Here is a 13,851-nt window from a genome sequence, read left to right on the forward strand (position 1 = left end):
CTCGCCGATGACCGGCGGCCACCCATTGGTCCTGAACCGGTTGAGGTGGTCGGTGATGGCCGTGGCGCTTTCGGCCAGACCATCCGCAGCATCAACGGCAGCATGGAGTGCGACGGCAGGAACCCGGCCCAGGTGCAGAGCCGGGTCAGCGCCTACCAGCGCTTCACTCAGACCCTCGGCGTCAGCCCGGGTGGCAACCTCACCTGCTGACCAGGGTGGCGGTGAAAGTACGGCCGTGCGCGTGCCGGGTGGTGGCCTCGATCAGGGTTCCGCCCGACACGCGCCGCACCTTCACCCTCTCGTCGGCGGTGGCGAGCTTGAGCGGCGGGCCGAGCACCACGACGCTGACGCGGTCGCGCTTCATCGTCGGGTCGGACAGGGCGACGACCGTACGCTTGCCCGACTGGACGATGACCGAGGCGGGGCCGTCGATGAGCAGGTTCCCGGCGTGCCGCGGGCCGTCGGTGAACACGTTGGCGGCGACGATGCCGAGGGCCTTGTGCCTGATCGCCTGCACGTGCCGGCTGTTGGCCAGCACGGTCAGCGGGCCGTTCGCGTAGTCGCGCAGGCGGGCGTCGGTCGCGTTCGGCACCAGGGCGTAGGCCAAGGCGGCGTCGCCGGTGGCGGGGTGCGCGATCGAGGCGGTGAACACGTTCTTGGTGACGCTGGTGTCGGGGTTGCCGGTACGGATGACCCGGCGGCTCTTGGTCACCGTCTCCAGGACGGCCGTGACGGGCTGCCTGCTAAGGAAGGCGTACCCGATCGCGGTGCGTCGGGTGCCGTTGGCGTACCGCAGCCAGCGCGGCGGCGTCGTGTCGCCCGCCTGCCAGGACCCGCCGGTCCAGGTCTCGCCGGTGAGCGTGACCGCGTCGGCGGGGGCGGCGATGCGGCTGTCCACGGTGGTCACCGCGGCCCGGCCGCCCTGGCCGGAGACGCCCGCGGCCAGCACCACGATCTCGTCGTCGAGCATGAACCAGGACTTGGTCGCGCGGGCGTTGCGGTAGGCGACGAAGTCGTCGGGCAGGGTGCCCGCCTGCTTGGCGGCGTAGGCGGCGTCGTCTGACTGGACCATGCCGGTGGCGCCGTACGTGCCGAGGGTCGCGCCGCCGGAGAAGGCGTTCTGGGCGCGCGGGAAGTACACGTAGGTGTTCTGGGACGCCGAGGAGGAGGTGAAGTTGAGCGGGTGCCCCGGGTTCTCGTACCAGAGGCGGCCGTACAACTCGGGGATCGTGCGCCGCTCCTCCACCGGCGCGGTGATCCCGGCCAGCCGGTACGGCGAGACGGTCGTGTAGTAGTCGACCCCGAACACCTCGCGCTGATCCTCGCCCGCCAGGTAGAGGTAGTACGCCCCGTCGCCCTGGAACCAGGGCATGAGGTTCTCGCCGCTCATGTACTCGTATTTGCTGATCCGGTCGGAACTACGCGCCAGCGCGAAGGCGTACCCGGGCCGCCGGTGCACGGTCCGGTCCATGGCATTGAACGCCACACTGCGCGCGGGCGCGTTCAGGTCCGCGCCCGTGATGGCGGAGTCGGTGCGAATGGCGGTGTACCGGGCGATACTGACCGGCGAGACGAAGGCGGCCGTGTCGGCGGCCGGCAGGAACTTGACGTACTTCTTCAGCGCCTGCGCCTCGGCACCCCCGACGTGGTCGGCCAGGTCGGCGATGGCCTCCACGATCACGCCGACGTCGGAGTAGCCCGTGTTGGTACGCGAGACCGCCCGCCCCTTGACGATCTCCATCATCCAGCCCTCGAAGATCAGCGGGGCGAAGCCGTCGGCGATCCACCGGTAGACGACCCCGGCCAGCCCTTCGGTGGTCCCGGCGCCCTCCAGCGTCTTGAGGGTCTGCACGACGCGCGTCAGCAGGGCGCGCCCGTACGAGCCGGTGTAGGCCACCGAGTGGTGCTGGATGAAGGAGCCGTCGGGGTAGTAGCCGTCGGTGTTGCCATGCTGCAGGTTGTACGGATCGATCGTGGCGAACACGGTGGCCTGGTCGGCGATGGCCTTGGCGATGCGCGCCTCGTCGCCGGTGAGCGCGCCCTGCAGGATCCGGTTGCCGGTGATGTCGGCCAGGTTCGCCCCGGTGTGGAAGCGCGAGTCGAGATCGACGTCGCCGTTCTTGCCGTTGCGCAGGTACGCGTCCATCGAGGCGACGTAGGTGGCCGTCAGCTCGGGCCGCTCCTGTTTCACCCGGTCGGCCAGCAGCGCCAGCGTCCTGCTGACGTGGGCGGGGATGGCGATCTCCCAGTTGTGCCAGTTGCCGTAGTAGCCCTTGGCCTGGTCGCCGAAGTAGCGCTCGTGCAGCCAGGCCAGGCCGTCGATGACCCGACGCTGGGCGGCGGCGTCGCCTTCGAGCCCGCCGCCAGGGGTGCGGGTCGCGAGCGCGATCTCGTACAGGTACTGATAGGCCAGCCGCAGATTGACGTCGTCGGTGCCGAGCCGCAGCCCGGCGAACAACTCGCCCTCGGCCGCCTGGTCCATGGCGGTCAGCCGCTGCCTGGCGGTATTGAGCATCGCCGCGACCTTGGCGGCGACCTCGGGACGGGCGTTGACCTCGGGGGTTCCCGCGAAGATCGCCACGGTGTTGGCGATCAGCCGCGCGTGATCGGTCACCGCGGCCCGCGCGGGAGCTGCCGCGGCGAGCAGCCCGGCGGCGGGAATCAGGGCGAGAACTTGGCGGCGAGACACATGCGGCACGGCGGACTCCAGGCCGTTGGGGGATATGCCGGGCTCACCATACATGATCCGTTTTCAACCACACGAGCCGAACGTTTTTTCGATTACACTGCCTCATCATGATTCTCACCCTCGAGTCGGCGCGGCGGCTGGCCGTGACGTCCCAGCACCTGGCCGGACCGCCCGCCGACGGTGGTCTGGAGGGCATGCGGCAGGTGCTGCGCAGGCTACGCTGCCTGCAGCTCGACCCCGTCAACGCCGTCGCCCGCAGCCACCTGCTGGTGCTCTGGAGCCGGCTCGGCGCCTACGACCCCGCCGACCTGGACGTGCTGCTGTGGCAGGAGCGGTGGCTGTTCGAATACTGGGCCCATGCCGCCTCCATCGTGCTGTCGGAGGACTACCCGATCCACCAGCTCATGATGCGCCGCTACCCCGGCGAGCGGTCGGGCTACGGCCGGCTCGTACGCGACTGGCTGGCGGCCAACGACGAGCTGCGCCGGCACGTGCTCGACCGGCTGGCGGAGAAGGGGGCGTTACCGCCCGGGGCGTTCGAGGACGTGGCGGCGGTGGCGTGGAAGTCGTCCGGGTGGACCAATGGCCGCAATGTCGAGCGGATGCTGGACTTCCTGTGGACGCAGGGGCAGATCGTGGTGGCGGAGCGGCGCGGCCGCACCCGGCACTGGGACCTGACCACGCGATGGCTGCCCGACTGGGCGCAGGGTGAGCCGCTGTCCGAGGTCGAGGCGGTGACGCTGGCGACCGAGCACGCGCTGCGGGCGCTCGGCGTGGCGCGGGCGATCGACATCGAACGCCACTTCACCCGCGACCGCTACCCGGGGCTGACTCAGGTCCTCGAAGAGCTGGAGTCGCGAGGGCGGGTCGTCCCCGCCCAGGTCGAAGGCGGTGACGAGCGGTGGTACATCCACCGGGACGCGCTGGAGCAGGCGGAGTGGCAGCCGCGCACCACGCTGCTGTCGCCGTTCGACAACCTCATCTGCGACCGGGAGCGCACCCAGCGGCTGTGGGGATTCACGTTCCGTACCGAAATGTACGTCCCCAAGCACAAGCGCCAGTACGGCCACTACATCATGCCGATCCTGCACGGCGAGCGGCTGATCGGCCGGATCGTCCCCAAGATCGACCGGCGGCGCGGGGTGATGGAGATCGAGGGCGTGTTCCCCGAACTCGACACGGTCGCCGACCCGGACACCGTGCGGGCCGTCCACGACGCCATCACCGACCTGGCCGGGTTCGCCGGGGCGCGCGAGGTCGTGTTCGGTGAGCGGGTGGTGGCGACCTGGCTACGGTGACGAGGTCTCCAGCAGCGCCGAGCTGAGACCGTGGACGGCGGTGACGAGGTCGTCGCCCAGCCGGCGCCACGACGTCTCGGCGCCGGAGGGCGGGACCCGGCCGGCGGCCAGGTCGGTTTCGAGCTCGGCGCTCATGTGGACGATGAGCAGGCGGACCATCGCACCGTGCCTCTCGGCGAGGTCTGAGGCGGGGTCTGAGGCGGGGTCGGAGTCTCGGCGGGACGGGCGTAGTTGTTGCAGGCGGCGCCACGAGGGGGTGTCCATGGACACCTGCGTGGCGTATTCGCGCAGCGACGGCTCGACGACGGCCTGGGCGAGGAAGCGGCCGTACCAGGACGGGGTGCCGAGGTCGATGTGGTGCTCGATGCTCGGCTTGATGACGCAGGTGATCCAGTCGCGGACCGAGACCCCGCCCGAGGTGTCCAGCGCCTGCACCATCGGCCACCGGTGCCGCTCGATCGCGGTGGCGTGGCGGGTCAGGATCGCCTGGATGAGGTCGTCGCGGCTGCTGAAGTGGTATTGGACGGCGGACTTGTTCCGGTGGCCCGCCGCCTCGCGGATCATTCTGATCGAGACGTTCGCGAAGCCGTGCTCGGCATAGAGGCGCTCCGCGGTGTGCATGAGCTTGTCGCGGGCGCGGAGTGAGCGGGGAGACGGCGTGGCCGCCGCCGTACTGACTTTTGGATCCATTGGTTCCTGATCTTGTGGTGCCTTACCGTCTCCCCGTAATACTTCCAGGTCAATGAGCTACCAGGTGACCCACACGTCCTGCAGCCCGCCGGACATCATGCCGACGCGCAGCTTGAGGTCGTCCACGGAGTCGCGCAGCCGCAGCTCGGGCAGTCGCTGGGCCAGGGTGCCCAGGACGATCTGAAGCTCGACCCGGGCCAGGGGCTGGCCCAGACAGTAGTGCGGGCCCGCGCCGAACGTGAGGTGCTGGGCGCTGTTCTCGCGGCGGGGGTCGAAGCTGTCGGGGTCGGTGAACTTGCCCGGGTCGCGGTTGGCGGTGGCGATGTGCGGGATGAGCGTGGTGCCGGCCGGGATGGCGACGTCGCTCAGCTCAAGGTCCTCGGTGAGGAAACGCGGCACACCGCCGAGCACCGACAACGTGTTGTCCAGGCGCAGGACCTCCTCGACGGTGCCCGGGATCAGGTCGGGCTCGTCGATCACGTCCTCGAACCGCTTCCGGTCGGACAGCAGCATCGCCATCATGATGGCGATCATGTTGGACGTGGTCTCGTGGCCGGCCAGGAGCAGGCCGCGTACGGTGGCGATGAGCTCGGCCTGGCTGAGCCGGCCGTCCTCGGCGTCGGAGATCTGGGTCAGCTCGCTGAGCAGGTCGTCGCCCGGGTTCTCGCGGTTGTGGTCCACCAGGTCGGACACGTACGCGTTGAACTCCCGGTACGCCTGATCGACCTCGTCCTGGCTGAACCGCGTCAGCGTCAGCATCACGCTGGACCAGTGCGCGAACTTGTCCTGGTCCTCACTCGGCGCGCCGACCAGGGCGCAGATGACGCGTACCGGAAGCTGCAGGGCGAGCCCGGCCGACAGGTTGCCAGGCGAGCCCTTGGCCAGCATGGCGTCCAGCAGGTCGTCGGTCATCGCCTGGACCCTGGGCCGCCACACCTCCATCTTGCGCGCGGTGAACCAGCGGCTGAGCAGGCGCCGCCACCGCATGTGGCCCTGTCCCTCGCCGATGTCCATGGTGCCTTCGCGGCGCCGGCCGAAGACGCCGCCGTCCTTCGTGGTGGCCAGCCGCGCGGCGCCTTCCCTGGCGAGGTTGCGGCTGAACCGGGGGTCCGCCATCACCGCGCGCGCGTCGTCGTACTTGGTCACCAAGGTGGCCACGTCGCCGCTCGGCAGGCGGATGTGCGAGACCGGGCACTGTTCCCGCAGCTCGGCGAGCTGGGGCGGCGGGTCCAGGGCGTTGGGGCGCTCGAACGGGAAATCGGGGATCGCGTCAGCAGTCAACATGTCCTCCAACTCGGAGTCAGCCCGGGCGACTACGAATATAAGTTGACCACCTTATTTAAGGCAATCGCCTTGATTCACTGCTCAGCGGGACCCCGGCAGTTCAGCGATGACGATCTCCCCTGACGACGCGTAGGCGGCGATCTCCGGCGCGATGGCGCCGTCCGCGATGACCGTGACCTCACCCGTCGTGCCGTTGCGGCCCGTGCTCGCGCTGTCCACGAGCGCGCTCGGCGCGAGCAGCCGGTGCTGCCCGTTTCCGGCCGGGACGAACACGACCTGCACCCGCCGGCCGGGCGTGACCCCGCTGGGGAACTGGCCGGGCTTCAGCGCCAGGCCGACGCGGGCCTTGCCGGGCAGGAGCTCCTTGTTCCAGTCTTCCGTCATGGCGGTGGTCACCAGCGTGCCGGGCAGCAGGCTGACGGCGGCCACGCTCTTGGCGACCTGGGCGCGGTCGGCCCACAGCTCATAGGTGGACCCGTCGGAGACGACGCGGGCCTCGCGGATCGCCCCGGTGCCGAAGGGCTGACCGGCGCCGATCGGCTTGGTGACGAGGATCGCCGAGACGCGTTCGTCGGCGTTCATCACCAGCATCATGGTGGTCAGCGCGCCACCGAGGATCAGCAGGACCGCGAGGGCGGCGAGGGTGCCGCTGCGCTCGCGCGGCGCGACCGGCAGTGTCCGCGCGGCCACCGTGGTCAGCGTGCCCGCAGGCCGATCGCCATCCGTCATGATCTGAGAGCCTGCCGCATGCCGCGCGGCGTCGAGCCATAAGCGGCCCATGGGACTCCAGCTATCCGCTTCTGGACGCCCGCGTATGCGGTTGAGCGCGCCGGCCATGGACCGTCTCATCCGGAGGGATCACGATATGACCATGATGCTGATACTCGCTCTGGTCACCCTCGTCCTGCACGGCGCCCTCACGGGCCTCTTCTACACCTTCTCCATGTCCGTCATCCCCGGCCTCAACGCGATCGACCCGGCTCAGGCGGAAACCGCCATGCGGAGCATCAACGTGAAGATCCTCAACCCGTGGCTCTATCTCGCGTTCCTCGGCTCGCCGGTCGCGGCGCTGGTGACGGGCTTCCTCGCGGGCTCCCCCGCCGCGATCTGGTTCTTCGCCGCCGCCGCCGTCAGCTTCGTCGGCTCGTTCCTTGTCACCATGGTGATCAACGTGCCCATGAACAACGCCGTCAACGCCGGGACGATGTCATGGAAGGACTATTCGCCCAGGTGGACCGCCTGGAACACGTTCCGGGCCGCCGCCTCCGCCGCCGGACTTGTCCTGGTCGGTGTTGGTTTGGTCAATTTGTAGAACTTACGCCCGGCTTATTTGCGTGGGAGTCCAATCGAACACATCTATGTGGAGGACAAGGTGACGCCCACGAATGCCGATCAACCATCCGAGGAAATGTCGTTCGGGCCGGACGAACCGCGCAAGCGCGTCCCACGGCCGCTGATCGTCGCCACCGCCGTCGCACTCGTCGCGGCGGGCGGGGTCAGCGTGGCCGCGGCGGCGTCGGGAAGGACACCGACGCCCAGCGAAACGCCCACACCAACGGTCACACCCACGGAAGATCCCACCGAAACCCCTACGGAGCCGCCTACCGACACACCCACCCCGACACCGCCTCCCGAACTCGCGCCGATCAACCCGTGGGGGTTCGTCGGTGCCATGCACGGCGAGTTCATGGTGGCGACCAAGGACGGCTGCGGCACCGTGCCGCTGCTCGCCCAGACCGGGCAGGCGACCGCCGTCGCGGAGGACTCCATCACCGTACGGAGCCAGGACGGCTTCGAGAAGGTGTACGCGATCAATGACGACACCCGGACGATCGCGGGCCGGCGCGGTAACAGCTCGGTCCGCCAGGACGACTGGGTGTCCGTGACCGCGACCTCCGACGGGACGGCCCTTACCGTTTACGACCTGTCACGGCCGAGTAAGCGCATCTGGTCGTACCAGGGCTGGAAACGGTCCTGGCAATGGTGGGCGGGCCCGCCCTTGTGGCAGACCCCCACCCCGTGTCCTACGCCCACTGTGACACCTACCGTCACACCTACTGAGACACCCACTGAGACGCCTACCGTGACGCCTACCGTGACCCCGACGTCGGATCCGACGCCGACGGTCTCGGAGACCACGACTCCCGATCCGTGAGCGCTCTGTCCCGAGCAGCTCTTCTCAGTAGATTTCTCAGTAGATTTCTTAGTAGATGCGGTACTTGCGGCCGCAGTTGTCGAACTTCCCGGCCCAGCAGGTGAAGGTGTAGACCTTCTTGATCCCCCGGCCGCTCCAGGCACCGACGACCTTGCCGTCCCAGGACTTGTTGAACTTGTGCCAGCCGCCGTTCTTGTAGTACTCGAACCACACCCAGCCCTTCTTGCCACCGACCTTGTCGACGCCGTACCACTTCGTGAAGACCTTGCCGTGGGACTTCCAGGTCTTGCCGTACGTGTACGCCTTGTTGTCGCTGGAGAAGAACTTGCCCCACTGCACAGTGGTCGTGGACTGGGTACTGGCCTGAGCCGCAACCGGGTTGAGGGCGAGGCCGGTAACGGCCGTCGAGCCGACCAGGGCGGCGATCGCGAGAGTCTTACGCATTTGGGGTTCCTCCTCATTCGGTGTCGCCGGCCGATCCGGCGATGACCTGAACGTTACGGAGAAGCCCGCCGATCAACTGTGGAGGAATCCACACACCAAGCGTGATCAGCGCCACACGTGAATGAAAGGATCGAGGCATTGGCTCGATCTCGAAAGGCATAAGAGATGGCTCCGAACATCGCGACCGCGCGCCGCGTCGACCTGCCCGAACTGCTCGACTTCCTGCGTCCCCGGCACCACGGCCTGCTCTCCACCACCCGCGCGGACGGACGGCCGCAGCTCTCGCCGGTGTCCTGCGGAGTCGACGAGGGCGGCCGGATCGTGGTCTCCACCTATCCCGACCGCGCCAAGGCCCGCAACGCCCGCCGTGACGACCGCGCGTCGATCTGCGTGCTGTCCGACGACTGGAACGGGCCTTATGTGCAGGTCGACGGGCGTGCGGAGGTGCTCGACATGCCCGAGGCCGAAGACGCGCTGGTCGAGTATTTCCGATGCATCGCCGGCGAGCACCCCGACTGGGACGAATACCGCGAGGCCATGCGCCGCCAGGACAAGTCGCTGATCCGGCTGCACATCGACCGCTGGGGCCCGATCGCGACCGGCGGTTTCCCGGCCCGCCTCAGCGGCTGAGCAGTTCGCGGGCCAGCGCCTCGCTCCACCACCGCTCGACCCGATCGGGCGACCAGCCGCGCTCGGCGGTGAGCGCGGTGTAGACGTCGATGCTGCACAGGCCCGCGTAGATGTCGACGGCCGCCCGCACGTCGAGGCCCTCGCGCAGGGTGCCGGCCGACCACGAGGACAGCACCGCCAGGCGGGTCTCGTCGGCCCGCCGGCGGCCGTCGCGGTAGACGGCCGCCAGCTCGGGCTCGGTACGGCCGGCCTCGCGCAGCAGGGTGATCACGTCCCCCGCGCGCTCGAACAGCCGCCGGTCGAAGGCGGCCATCACGGCCAGTTGCCGCGCGGGATCCGCCTCCGGGGCCTCTAGCTCCGCGAGCTGCTGCGACGCGTCACCTGACAGGTCGGCCGCGTCGGCCAGGGCCCGGGTCAGGCCGGTCTTGTTGCCGTACACCGAGTAGACCGTCGGCGCGGACACCCCCGCCTCGCGCGCCACGTCGCGCACGGTCGTCGCCGCCCACCCGCGTTCGACGAAGAGCCGGCGCGCGGCCTGGGCGATCTCGGCCCGCGTCTCCAGCGCCTGCGCCGTGCGGCGCAACGAGTCGTAGCGGCGCCGGCCCACCTCTGCACTCATGCTTGCACCCTAAGCGTTTACGCTACTTATAATGAATATAAGCTCCGTAAAGCTTGGAGGTCTCACCATGCGCTTCTCCCGTGTCAGCGGCATCGGCGCCATCGGCTTCGCCGGCACGATCGTGGGCGTCAACCTGCTCATGACCCCCGCCGGCATGCCGCTCACCGGCGCCGGGGACGGCGAGGTCGCCGCGTTCTTCGGCGCGAACGGCGGCCTCGTCGGCGTCGCCTCCGCGTTCGTGCCCGCCGCCTGGGTGCTGGCCACCCTGTTCGGCGCGGGCGCGGTGGCCGCGCTGTGGCCGTCGGAACGAGAGCGGGGCGAGGCCTGGTCGCTGGTCGGCTTCACCGGCCTGATCCTGCAGAACGTCACGTTCGCCGGCGTCATCGCGGCCCGTCTCGCGCTGACCAGGACGTCCCAGGAGGGCACCTCGGCGCTCTGGGCGTTTCACGACGCGGTGTTCACGCTCAACGGCACGTTCCTGGCGATCGCCATGCTCGGCCTGTCCGTCGCCGGCCTGCGGACGGGATTCATCCGCCCGTGGCACGGCGGGCTGGGGTTCGTCGCGGCCGCGCTCCAGTTCACCTCGGCGAGCCTCGCGTACCTGATCATGCGGGAAGACGGCCCGCTCGGGCTCATCGGCCTGGCCGGCTGGCTGCTGTGGGTGGCCTGGATCGTCGTGTACGGCATCCGCCTGATCCGCCACGGTCAGGAGCGGCCGACCGTCACCCAGTCCGCGCCCGCCGGGCGGTAGCCCAGCGGTTCGCCCTCCGGTAGACCCAGGTCGAGCGCCACCGGCTGGTCGGCCGACGCCCCCGTACGGAGCCGGGCGACCAGCCAGTGCGCGGGGGCGTAGCGTGTGGCGGAACCCTCCGCGGCGATGAGGTGGCACTCGCGCGGACGCTCGGCAACCTCGCCATGGAACGCCGGCTCCGCGATGTGCGGCATCGGGAACAACTTGAAGGCCATCCGCGTAAGCGGTCTTCTGAGAGTGATCACGGCCGATCGCATGCCCACGACGCTCGTCTCGATGAACTGCATGCTCCTCCTGCTGGTCCGCAGGGTCGGGCGGCCAGCCTACGAAGGAGCCCCGAACGCCCACAACGGCGTAGTGAGCAGAATGCTCTAAACGCTGTCCAGGTACGCGAGCACCGCAAGCACCCGGCGATGACCCCCTTCGGCGGGCGGGAGGCCGAGCTTGGCGAAGATGTTGCCGACGTGCTTGTGGACGGCATTGTCGGTGATGAACAGCCGCCGGCCGATGTCGGTGTTGCCCAGGCCCTGCGCCATCAGGGTGAGCACCTCGCGTTCGCGGCCGGTGAGCGCGTCGACGGCACTCGTACCGCCGCCTGTGAGGAGTTGGGCGATCACCTCGGGATCCATGACCGTGCCGCCCGCCGCCACCCGGCGCAGGCCGTCGACGAACTCGCCGACCCGGCTCACCCGGTCCTTGAGCAGGTAGCCGACGGCTCCCCGGCCGTCGGAGAGCAGCTCACGGGCGTAGACCCTCTCCACGTACTGCGACAGCACCAGCACCGGCAGGCCCGGGTGCGCGGCCCGGATCTCCAGCGCGGCCCTGATGCCCTCGTCGCGGAAGGACGGCGGGAGGCGTACGTCGACGATCAGCGCGTCAGGGCGGTGCGCTTCCACCGCCCCGACCAGCCCGGGACCGTCTGTGACGACGGCGGCGACCTCGATGCCCTTGGTCTTCAGCAGGAGTTCGAGGCCCGCGGAGAGCAGCACGTTGTCCTCGGCGATCACGACTCGCACGGCAACTCCACCGACAGCGCCGTCGGGCCGCCCACCGGGCTGGAGACGTTCAGCGTGCCGTCGAGCGCGGCGACCCGGCGGCGGATGCCCATGACGCCGGTGCCGCGGGTCTCGTCCATGCCGCCGATGCCGTTGTCCTCGACTTCGACCAGCAGCCCGCCTTGTGCGCGGGTGATCCGTACCCGTACCTGGGTGGCGGCGCTGTGCTTGGCGGCGTTGGTGAGCGACTCCGCGACGATGAAGTACGCGGCCGCCTCCACCGCGGCCGGCAACCGGCCGAGCTCACCGACCTCGATGCCGGCCGGGACGCCCGCCCGCGCGGTGAGCGCGGCCAGCGCGCCGGAAAGCCCGCGGTCGGCGAGGATGGGCGGATACATGGTACGGATCACATCACGCAACTCCGTCATCGCCTCCTCCGCCCCCTCGTGAGCCTCCCGCAGCAGGTCGGCCAACTCACCGGTGTCGTCGGGCAACGCCTCCCTGGCCACCCCCAGCCGCATGGCGATGGCCACGAGCCTGGCCTGCGTACCGTCGTGCAGATCCCGCTCGATGCGCCGCAACTCCGCACCGTGGGCGTCGAGCACACCGGCACGGCTCTCGGTCACCTCGGCCAGCCGATCCTCCGCCGACGGCTCCAGCGCGGCCAGGCACCTGGTCGCGTGGAACGCCGCGAGCCTGGGCACCGCCCAGTACGCCAGCGCGGCGAAAACCGCGACCTGAACGCCTCCGATCGCCAGCGCACCGCCCCACCCGGTCACCGGAACGACGCCCAGCAACCGCAGCGGCGCTTCCTGAGGAAACACCCACCACAGCGGGGCCGCGACGGTGGTGAACACCACTGTGCCCACGCAGGCCAGCGCCGCCATCCCGGCCGGGATCCCGGTCACGACGTTCCAGAACACCCAGCGGACGTCCCGCCTGGCCTCCCGGTCGTTGAGCACCCCGCGGATCCCCTTCTCCTGGGGCCGCATCCGCCGGGCAGCGATCTCCCTGCCCAGCAAAGCGGCGGCCCGCCGGCGATGCCACTCTGCCCACCGCCTCAACCCGGCCATGGCCCGCGGGAACAGAACGAACCCGAGCCCGCCGAACGCGGTGGACAGCGCGGCTGCCGCCAGGATAGGCGGAACCAGCATGGTGACCATCGCGGTCGGTAACCCGACGATCAGGTATCGGACATTTCGCCATATTTCCCGGAATCGTTCGCGCACGACACCCAGTCTGATCGCGCCCACCGCCGACCGCACTACAGCGGGCTGTAGTGCCGGGCGAGGTGGTCAGAAAACTTGCGAATACCTGTTCGCAGCATTTCCAGTAACTGTACGTGCTTTCTCTGTCACAATACGAGACATGCCATCCCCCCTACACGACGCTGTCGTGCAGCTGTTCAAGGAACGTCCCAAACTGGCCGTGGATATCCTGCGTGACCTCAAGGGCATCGAACTGCCCGATACGCCGCTGATCCAACTGGAGGACAACAACTTCAACTCCCGCACCTCCGACGACTTCGACGCGGACGTCGTCGTCGCCATGGGGCAGGCCAAGGAACCCCTGCACGCCGTCATCGTCGAAGTTCAGCAGGACAAGAGCAAGGACCCCAAGCAGCTCACCCGATATGCCGCGGCAGTGTGGCTGCTGCTGCGCTGCGACGTCACGCTCCTGATGATCTGCCCCACAGCCGGACCCGCCGCACACTACGCGCAGCCGATCGACTCAGGGTTGACCGACTACCGCCTCCAGGTGCACACGCTGGGACCGGACGAAATCCCGGCCATCACCGACCCTCAAGAGGCCGCGGCCAGCCTGGCGCTGTCCGCGCTGGGGGTCATGGTCCACGGCCGCGACCGCAAAGTCGTCGAAGCCTTCACCACGGCACTGGCAGAGCCGCCCGGTAATCACTCTCCGAAGTACTATGAATACGCCTACAGTATGTCCACGCCCGAGATTCGGCGCCTCCTGGAGGAGATCGCGATGTCCACCACCTGGCCGGTCCACAGCCCCTTCGCCCGCGAACACTTCGGCCGCGGCAAAACCGAGGGCATCGCAGAAGGCAAGGCCGAGGGCATCGCAGAGGGCAAGGCTGAGGGCAAGGCGGAAGAGGCTGCCAAGCTGGTGCTGCTGGTGCTGAGCGCTCGCGGACTCGACCTCCCACAAGACGCCCGCACCCGCATCACCCACTGCACCGACCTCACCCAACTCGAAACCTGGGCCACCCGCGCCGCCACCGCCCAAACCCTCGCCGACCTGTTCGACGAATAAGACCAGCGCCGAATCCGCC

Annotated in this window: 16 protein-coding genes; 7 read left to right on the forward strand and 9 right to left on the reverse strand. The window is 69.2% G+C overall.

All coding sequences use genetic code 11. The features are described 5' to 3' along the window. Positions 1-45: 45 nt before the first annotated feature. A complete protein-coding gene (locus C4V41_RS64825; protein ID WP_235030837.1) occupies positions 46-210 on the forward strand; it encodes a glycoside hydrolase family 19 protein in 165 nt (54 codons plus the stop codon). Here the strand turns inward: C4V41_RS64825 and C4V41_RS47535 are convergent. After that, positions 200-2,698, reverse strand: coding sequence for a polysaccharide lyase family 8 super-sandwich domain-containing protein (locus C4V41_RS47535; RefSeq protein WP_235030838.1), 2,499 nt, complete (start codon positions 2,696-2,698; stop codon positions 200-202). The genes C4V41_RS64825 and C4V41_RS47535 overlap by 11 nt on opposite strands. A 98-nt stretch (positions 2,699-2,796) precedes the next feature. On the opposite strand from C4V41_RS47535, the gene C4V41_RS47540 reads away from it, so the two are divergent. Continuing rightward, entirely contained in the window at positions 2,797-3,987 is a 1,191-nt protein-coding gene (locus C4V41_RS47540) for a winged helix-turn-helix domain-containing protein (RefSeq protein WP_103962658.1), read from the forward strand. On the opposite strand, the gene C4V41_RS47545 is transcribed toward C4V41_RS47540, so the two are convergent. The 3 genes from C4V41_RS47545 to C4V41_RS47555 form a co-directional block, all read right to left on the reverse strand. Further along, entirely contained in the window at positions 3,979-4,677 is a 699-nt protein-coding gene (locus tag C4V41_RS47545; protein WP_103962659.1) for a TetR/AcrR family transcriptional regulator, read from the reverse strand. The two genes, C4V41_RS47540 and C4V41_RS47545, sit on opposite strands and share 9 nt — an antisense overlap. 57 nt (positions 4,678-4,734) lie before the next feature. Further along, complete coding sequence (locus tag C4V41_RS47550; RefSeq protein ID WP_103962660.1) at positions 4,735-5,961, reverse strand: cytochrome P450; 1,227 nt, start codon at positions 5,959-5,961, stop codon at positions 4,735-4,737. An 81-nt stretch (positions 5,962-6,042) separates the two neighbouring features. After that, the gene (locus tag C4V41_RS47555; RefSeq protein WP_103962820.1) at positions 6,043-6,690 is read right to left on the reverse strand and encodes a hypothetical protein; all 648 of its coding nucleotides are present in this window, start codon (positions 6,688-6,690) and stop codon (positions 6,043-6,045) included. A gap of 142 nt (positions 6,691-6,832) precedes the next feature. On the opposite strand from C4V41_RS47555, the gene C4V41_RS47560 reads away from it, so the two are divergent. Together C4V41_RS47560 and C4V41_RS63525 are read left to right on the forward strand one after the other, a co-directional pair. Further along, positions 6,833-7,273 carry an anthrone oxygenase family protein gene (locus C4V41_RS47560; RefSeq protein WP_235030839.1) on the forward strand — a complete coding sequence of 147 codons (441 nt, stop codon included), beginning with the start codon at positions 6,833-6,835 and terminating at the stop codon, positions 7,271-7,273. Positions 7,274-7,333: 60 nt separating this feature from the next. After that, positions 7,334-8,116 carry a hypothetical protein gene (locus C4V41_RS63525; RefSeq protein ID WP_200824737.1) on the forward strand — a complete coding sequence of 261 codons (783 nt, stop codon included), beginning with the start codon at positions 7,334-7,336 and terminating at the stop codon, positions 8,114-8,116. A 48-nt stretch (positions 8,117-8,164) separates the two neighbouring features. Here C4V41_RS63525 and C4V41_RS47575 read toward each other — a convergent pair whose 3' ends face one another. Then, complete coding sequence (locus tag C4V41_RS47575) at positions 8,165-8,560, reverse strand: hypothetical protein (RefSeq protein ID WP_103962663.1); 396 nt, start codon at positions 8,558-8,560, stop codon at positions 8,165-8,167. A 165-nt stretch (positions 8,561-8,725) separates the two neighbouring features. Between C4V41_RS47575 and C4V41_RS47580 the strand changes: the two genes are divergently transcribed. Next, positions 8,726-9,190, forward strand: coding sequence for a PPOX class F420-dependent oxidoreductase (locus tag C4V41_RS47580; RefSeq protein ID WP_103962664.1), 465 nt, complete (start codon positions 8,726-8,728; stop codon positions 9,188-9,190). Here the strand turns inward: C4V41_RS47580 and C4V41_RS47585 are convergent. Beyond that, entirely contained in the window at positions 9,180-9,809 is a 630-nt protein-coding gene (locus C4V41_RS47585; RefSeq protein ID WP_103962666.1) for a TetR/AcrR family transcriptional regulator, read from the reverse strand. The two genes, C4V41_RS47580 and C4V41_RS47585, sit on opposite strands and share 11 nt — an antisense overlap. A gap of 67 nt (positions 9,810-9,876) precedes the next feature. On the opposite strand from C4V41_RS47585, the gene C4V41_RS47595 reads away from it, so the two are divergent. Beyond that, positions 9,877-10,560, forward strand: a complete 684-nt coding sequence (locus tag C4V41_RS47595; protein ID WP_200824738.1) for a hypothetical protein — start codon at positions 9,877-9,879, stop codon at positions 10,558-10,560. Here C4V41_RS47595 and C4V41_RS47600 read toward each other — a convergent pair. The 3 genes from C4V41_RS47600 to C4V41_RS47610 form a co-directional block, all read right to left on the reverse strand. Continuing rightward, entirely contained in the window at positions 10,515-10,847 is a 333-nt protein-coding gene (locus tag C4V41_RS47600; RefSeq protein ID WP_103962667.1) for a hypothetical protein, read from the reverse strand. The genes C4V41_RS47595 and C4V41_RS47600 overlap by 46 nt on opposite strands. A gap of 84 nt (positions 10,848-10,931) precedes the next feature. Further along, entirely contained in the window at positions 10,932-11,576 is a 645-nt protein-coding gene (locus C4V41_RS47605) for a response regulator transcription factor (RefSeq protein ID WP_103962668.1), read from the reverse strand. Then, the gene (locus C4V41_RS47610) at positions 11,564-12,820 is read right to left on the reverse strand and encodes a sensor histidine kinase (RefSeq protein ID WP_407670162.1); all 1,257 of its coding nucleotides are present in this window, start codon (positions 12,818-12,820) and stop codon (positions 11,564-11,566) included. The genes C4V41_RS47605 and C4V41_RS47610 overlap by 13 nt, the downstream gene beginning before the upstream one ends. 130 nt (positions 12,821-12,950) lie before the next feature. Here C4V41_RS47610 and C4V41_RS47615 point away from each other — a divergent pair, with 130 nt between their 5' ends. After that, entirely contained in the window at positions 12,951-13,832 is an 882-nt protein-coding gene (locus C4V41_RS47615; protein WP_235030841.1) for an RpnC/YadD family protein, read from the forward strand. Positions 13,833-13,851 lie beyond the last annotated feature (19 nt).

This window comes from Nonomuraea solani (assembly GCF_900108335.1).
GTDB classification, from domain to species: Bacteria; Actinomycetota; Actinomycetes; order Streptosporangiales; family Streptosporangiaceae; genus Nonomuraea; species Nonomuraea solani.

Excerpts from the sequence above, each read along its gene's own strand:
- C4V41_RS47540 (WP_103962658.1), top strand. The coding sequence starts at position 2,797 with ATGATTCTCACCCTCGAGTCGGCGCGGCGGCTGGCCGTGACGTCCCAG.
- C4V41_RS47585 (WP_103962666.1), bottom strand. The coding sequence starts at position 9,809 with ATGAGTGCAGAGGTGGGCCGGCGCCGCTACGACTCGTTGCGCCGCACG.
- C4V41_RS47575 (WP_103962663.1), bottom strand. The coding sequence starts at position 8,560 with ATGCGTAAGACTCTCGCGATCGCCGCCCTGGTCGGCTCGACGGCCGTT.
- C4V41_RS47555 (WP_103962820.1), bottom strand. The coding sequence starts at position 6,690 with ATGACGGATGGCGATCGGCCTGCGGGCACGCTGACCACGGTGGCCGCG.
- C4V41_RS47595 (WP_200824738.1), top strand. The coding sequence starts at position 9,877 with ATGCGCTTCTCCCGTGTCAGCGGCATCGGCGCCATCGGCTTCGCCGGC.
- C4V41_RS47545 (WP_103962659.1), bottom strand. The coding sequence starts at position 4,677 with ATGGATCCAAAAGTCAGTACGGCGGCGGCCACGCCGTCTCCCCGCTCA.
- C4V41_RS47580 (WP_103962664.1), top strand. The coding sequence starts at position 8,726 with ATGGCTCCGAACATCGCGACCGCGCGCCGCGTCGACCTGCCCGAACTG.
- C4V41_RS47600 (WP_103962667.1), bottom strand. The coding sequence starts at position 10,847 with ATGCAGTTCATCGAGACGAGCGTCGTGGGCATGCGATCGGCCGTGATC.
- C4V41_RS47550 (WP_103962660.1), bottom strand. The coding sequence starts at position 5,961 with ATGTTGACTGCTGACGCGATCCCCGATTTCCCGTTCGAGCGCCCCAAC.
- C4V41_RS47560 (WP_235030839.1), top strand. The coding sequence starts at position 6,833 with ATGATGCTGATACTCGCTCTGGTCACCCTCGTCCTGCACGGCGCCCTC.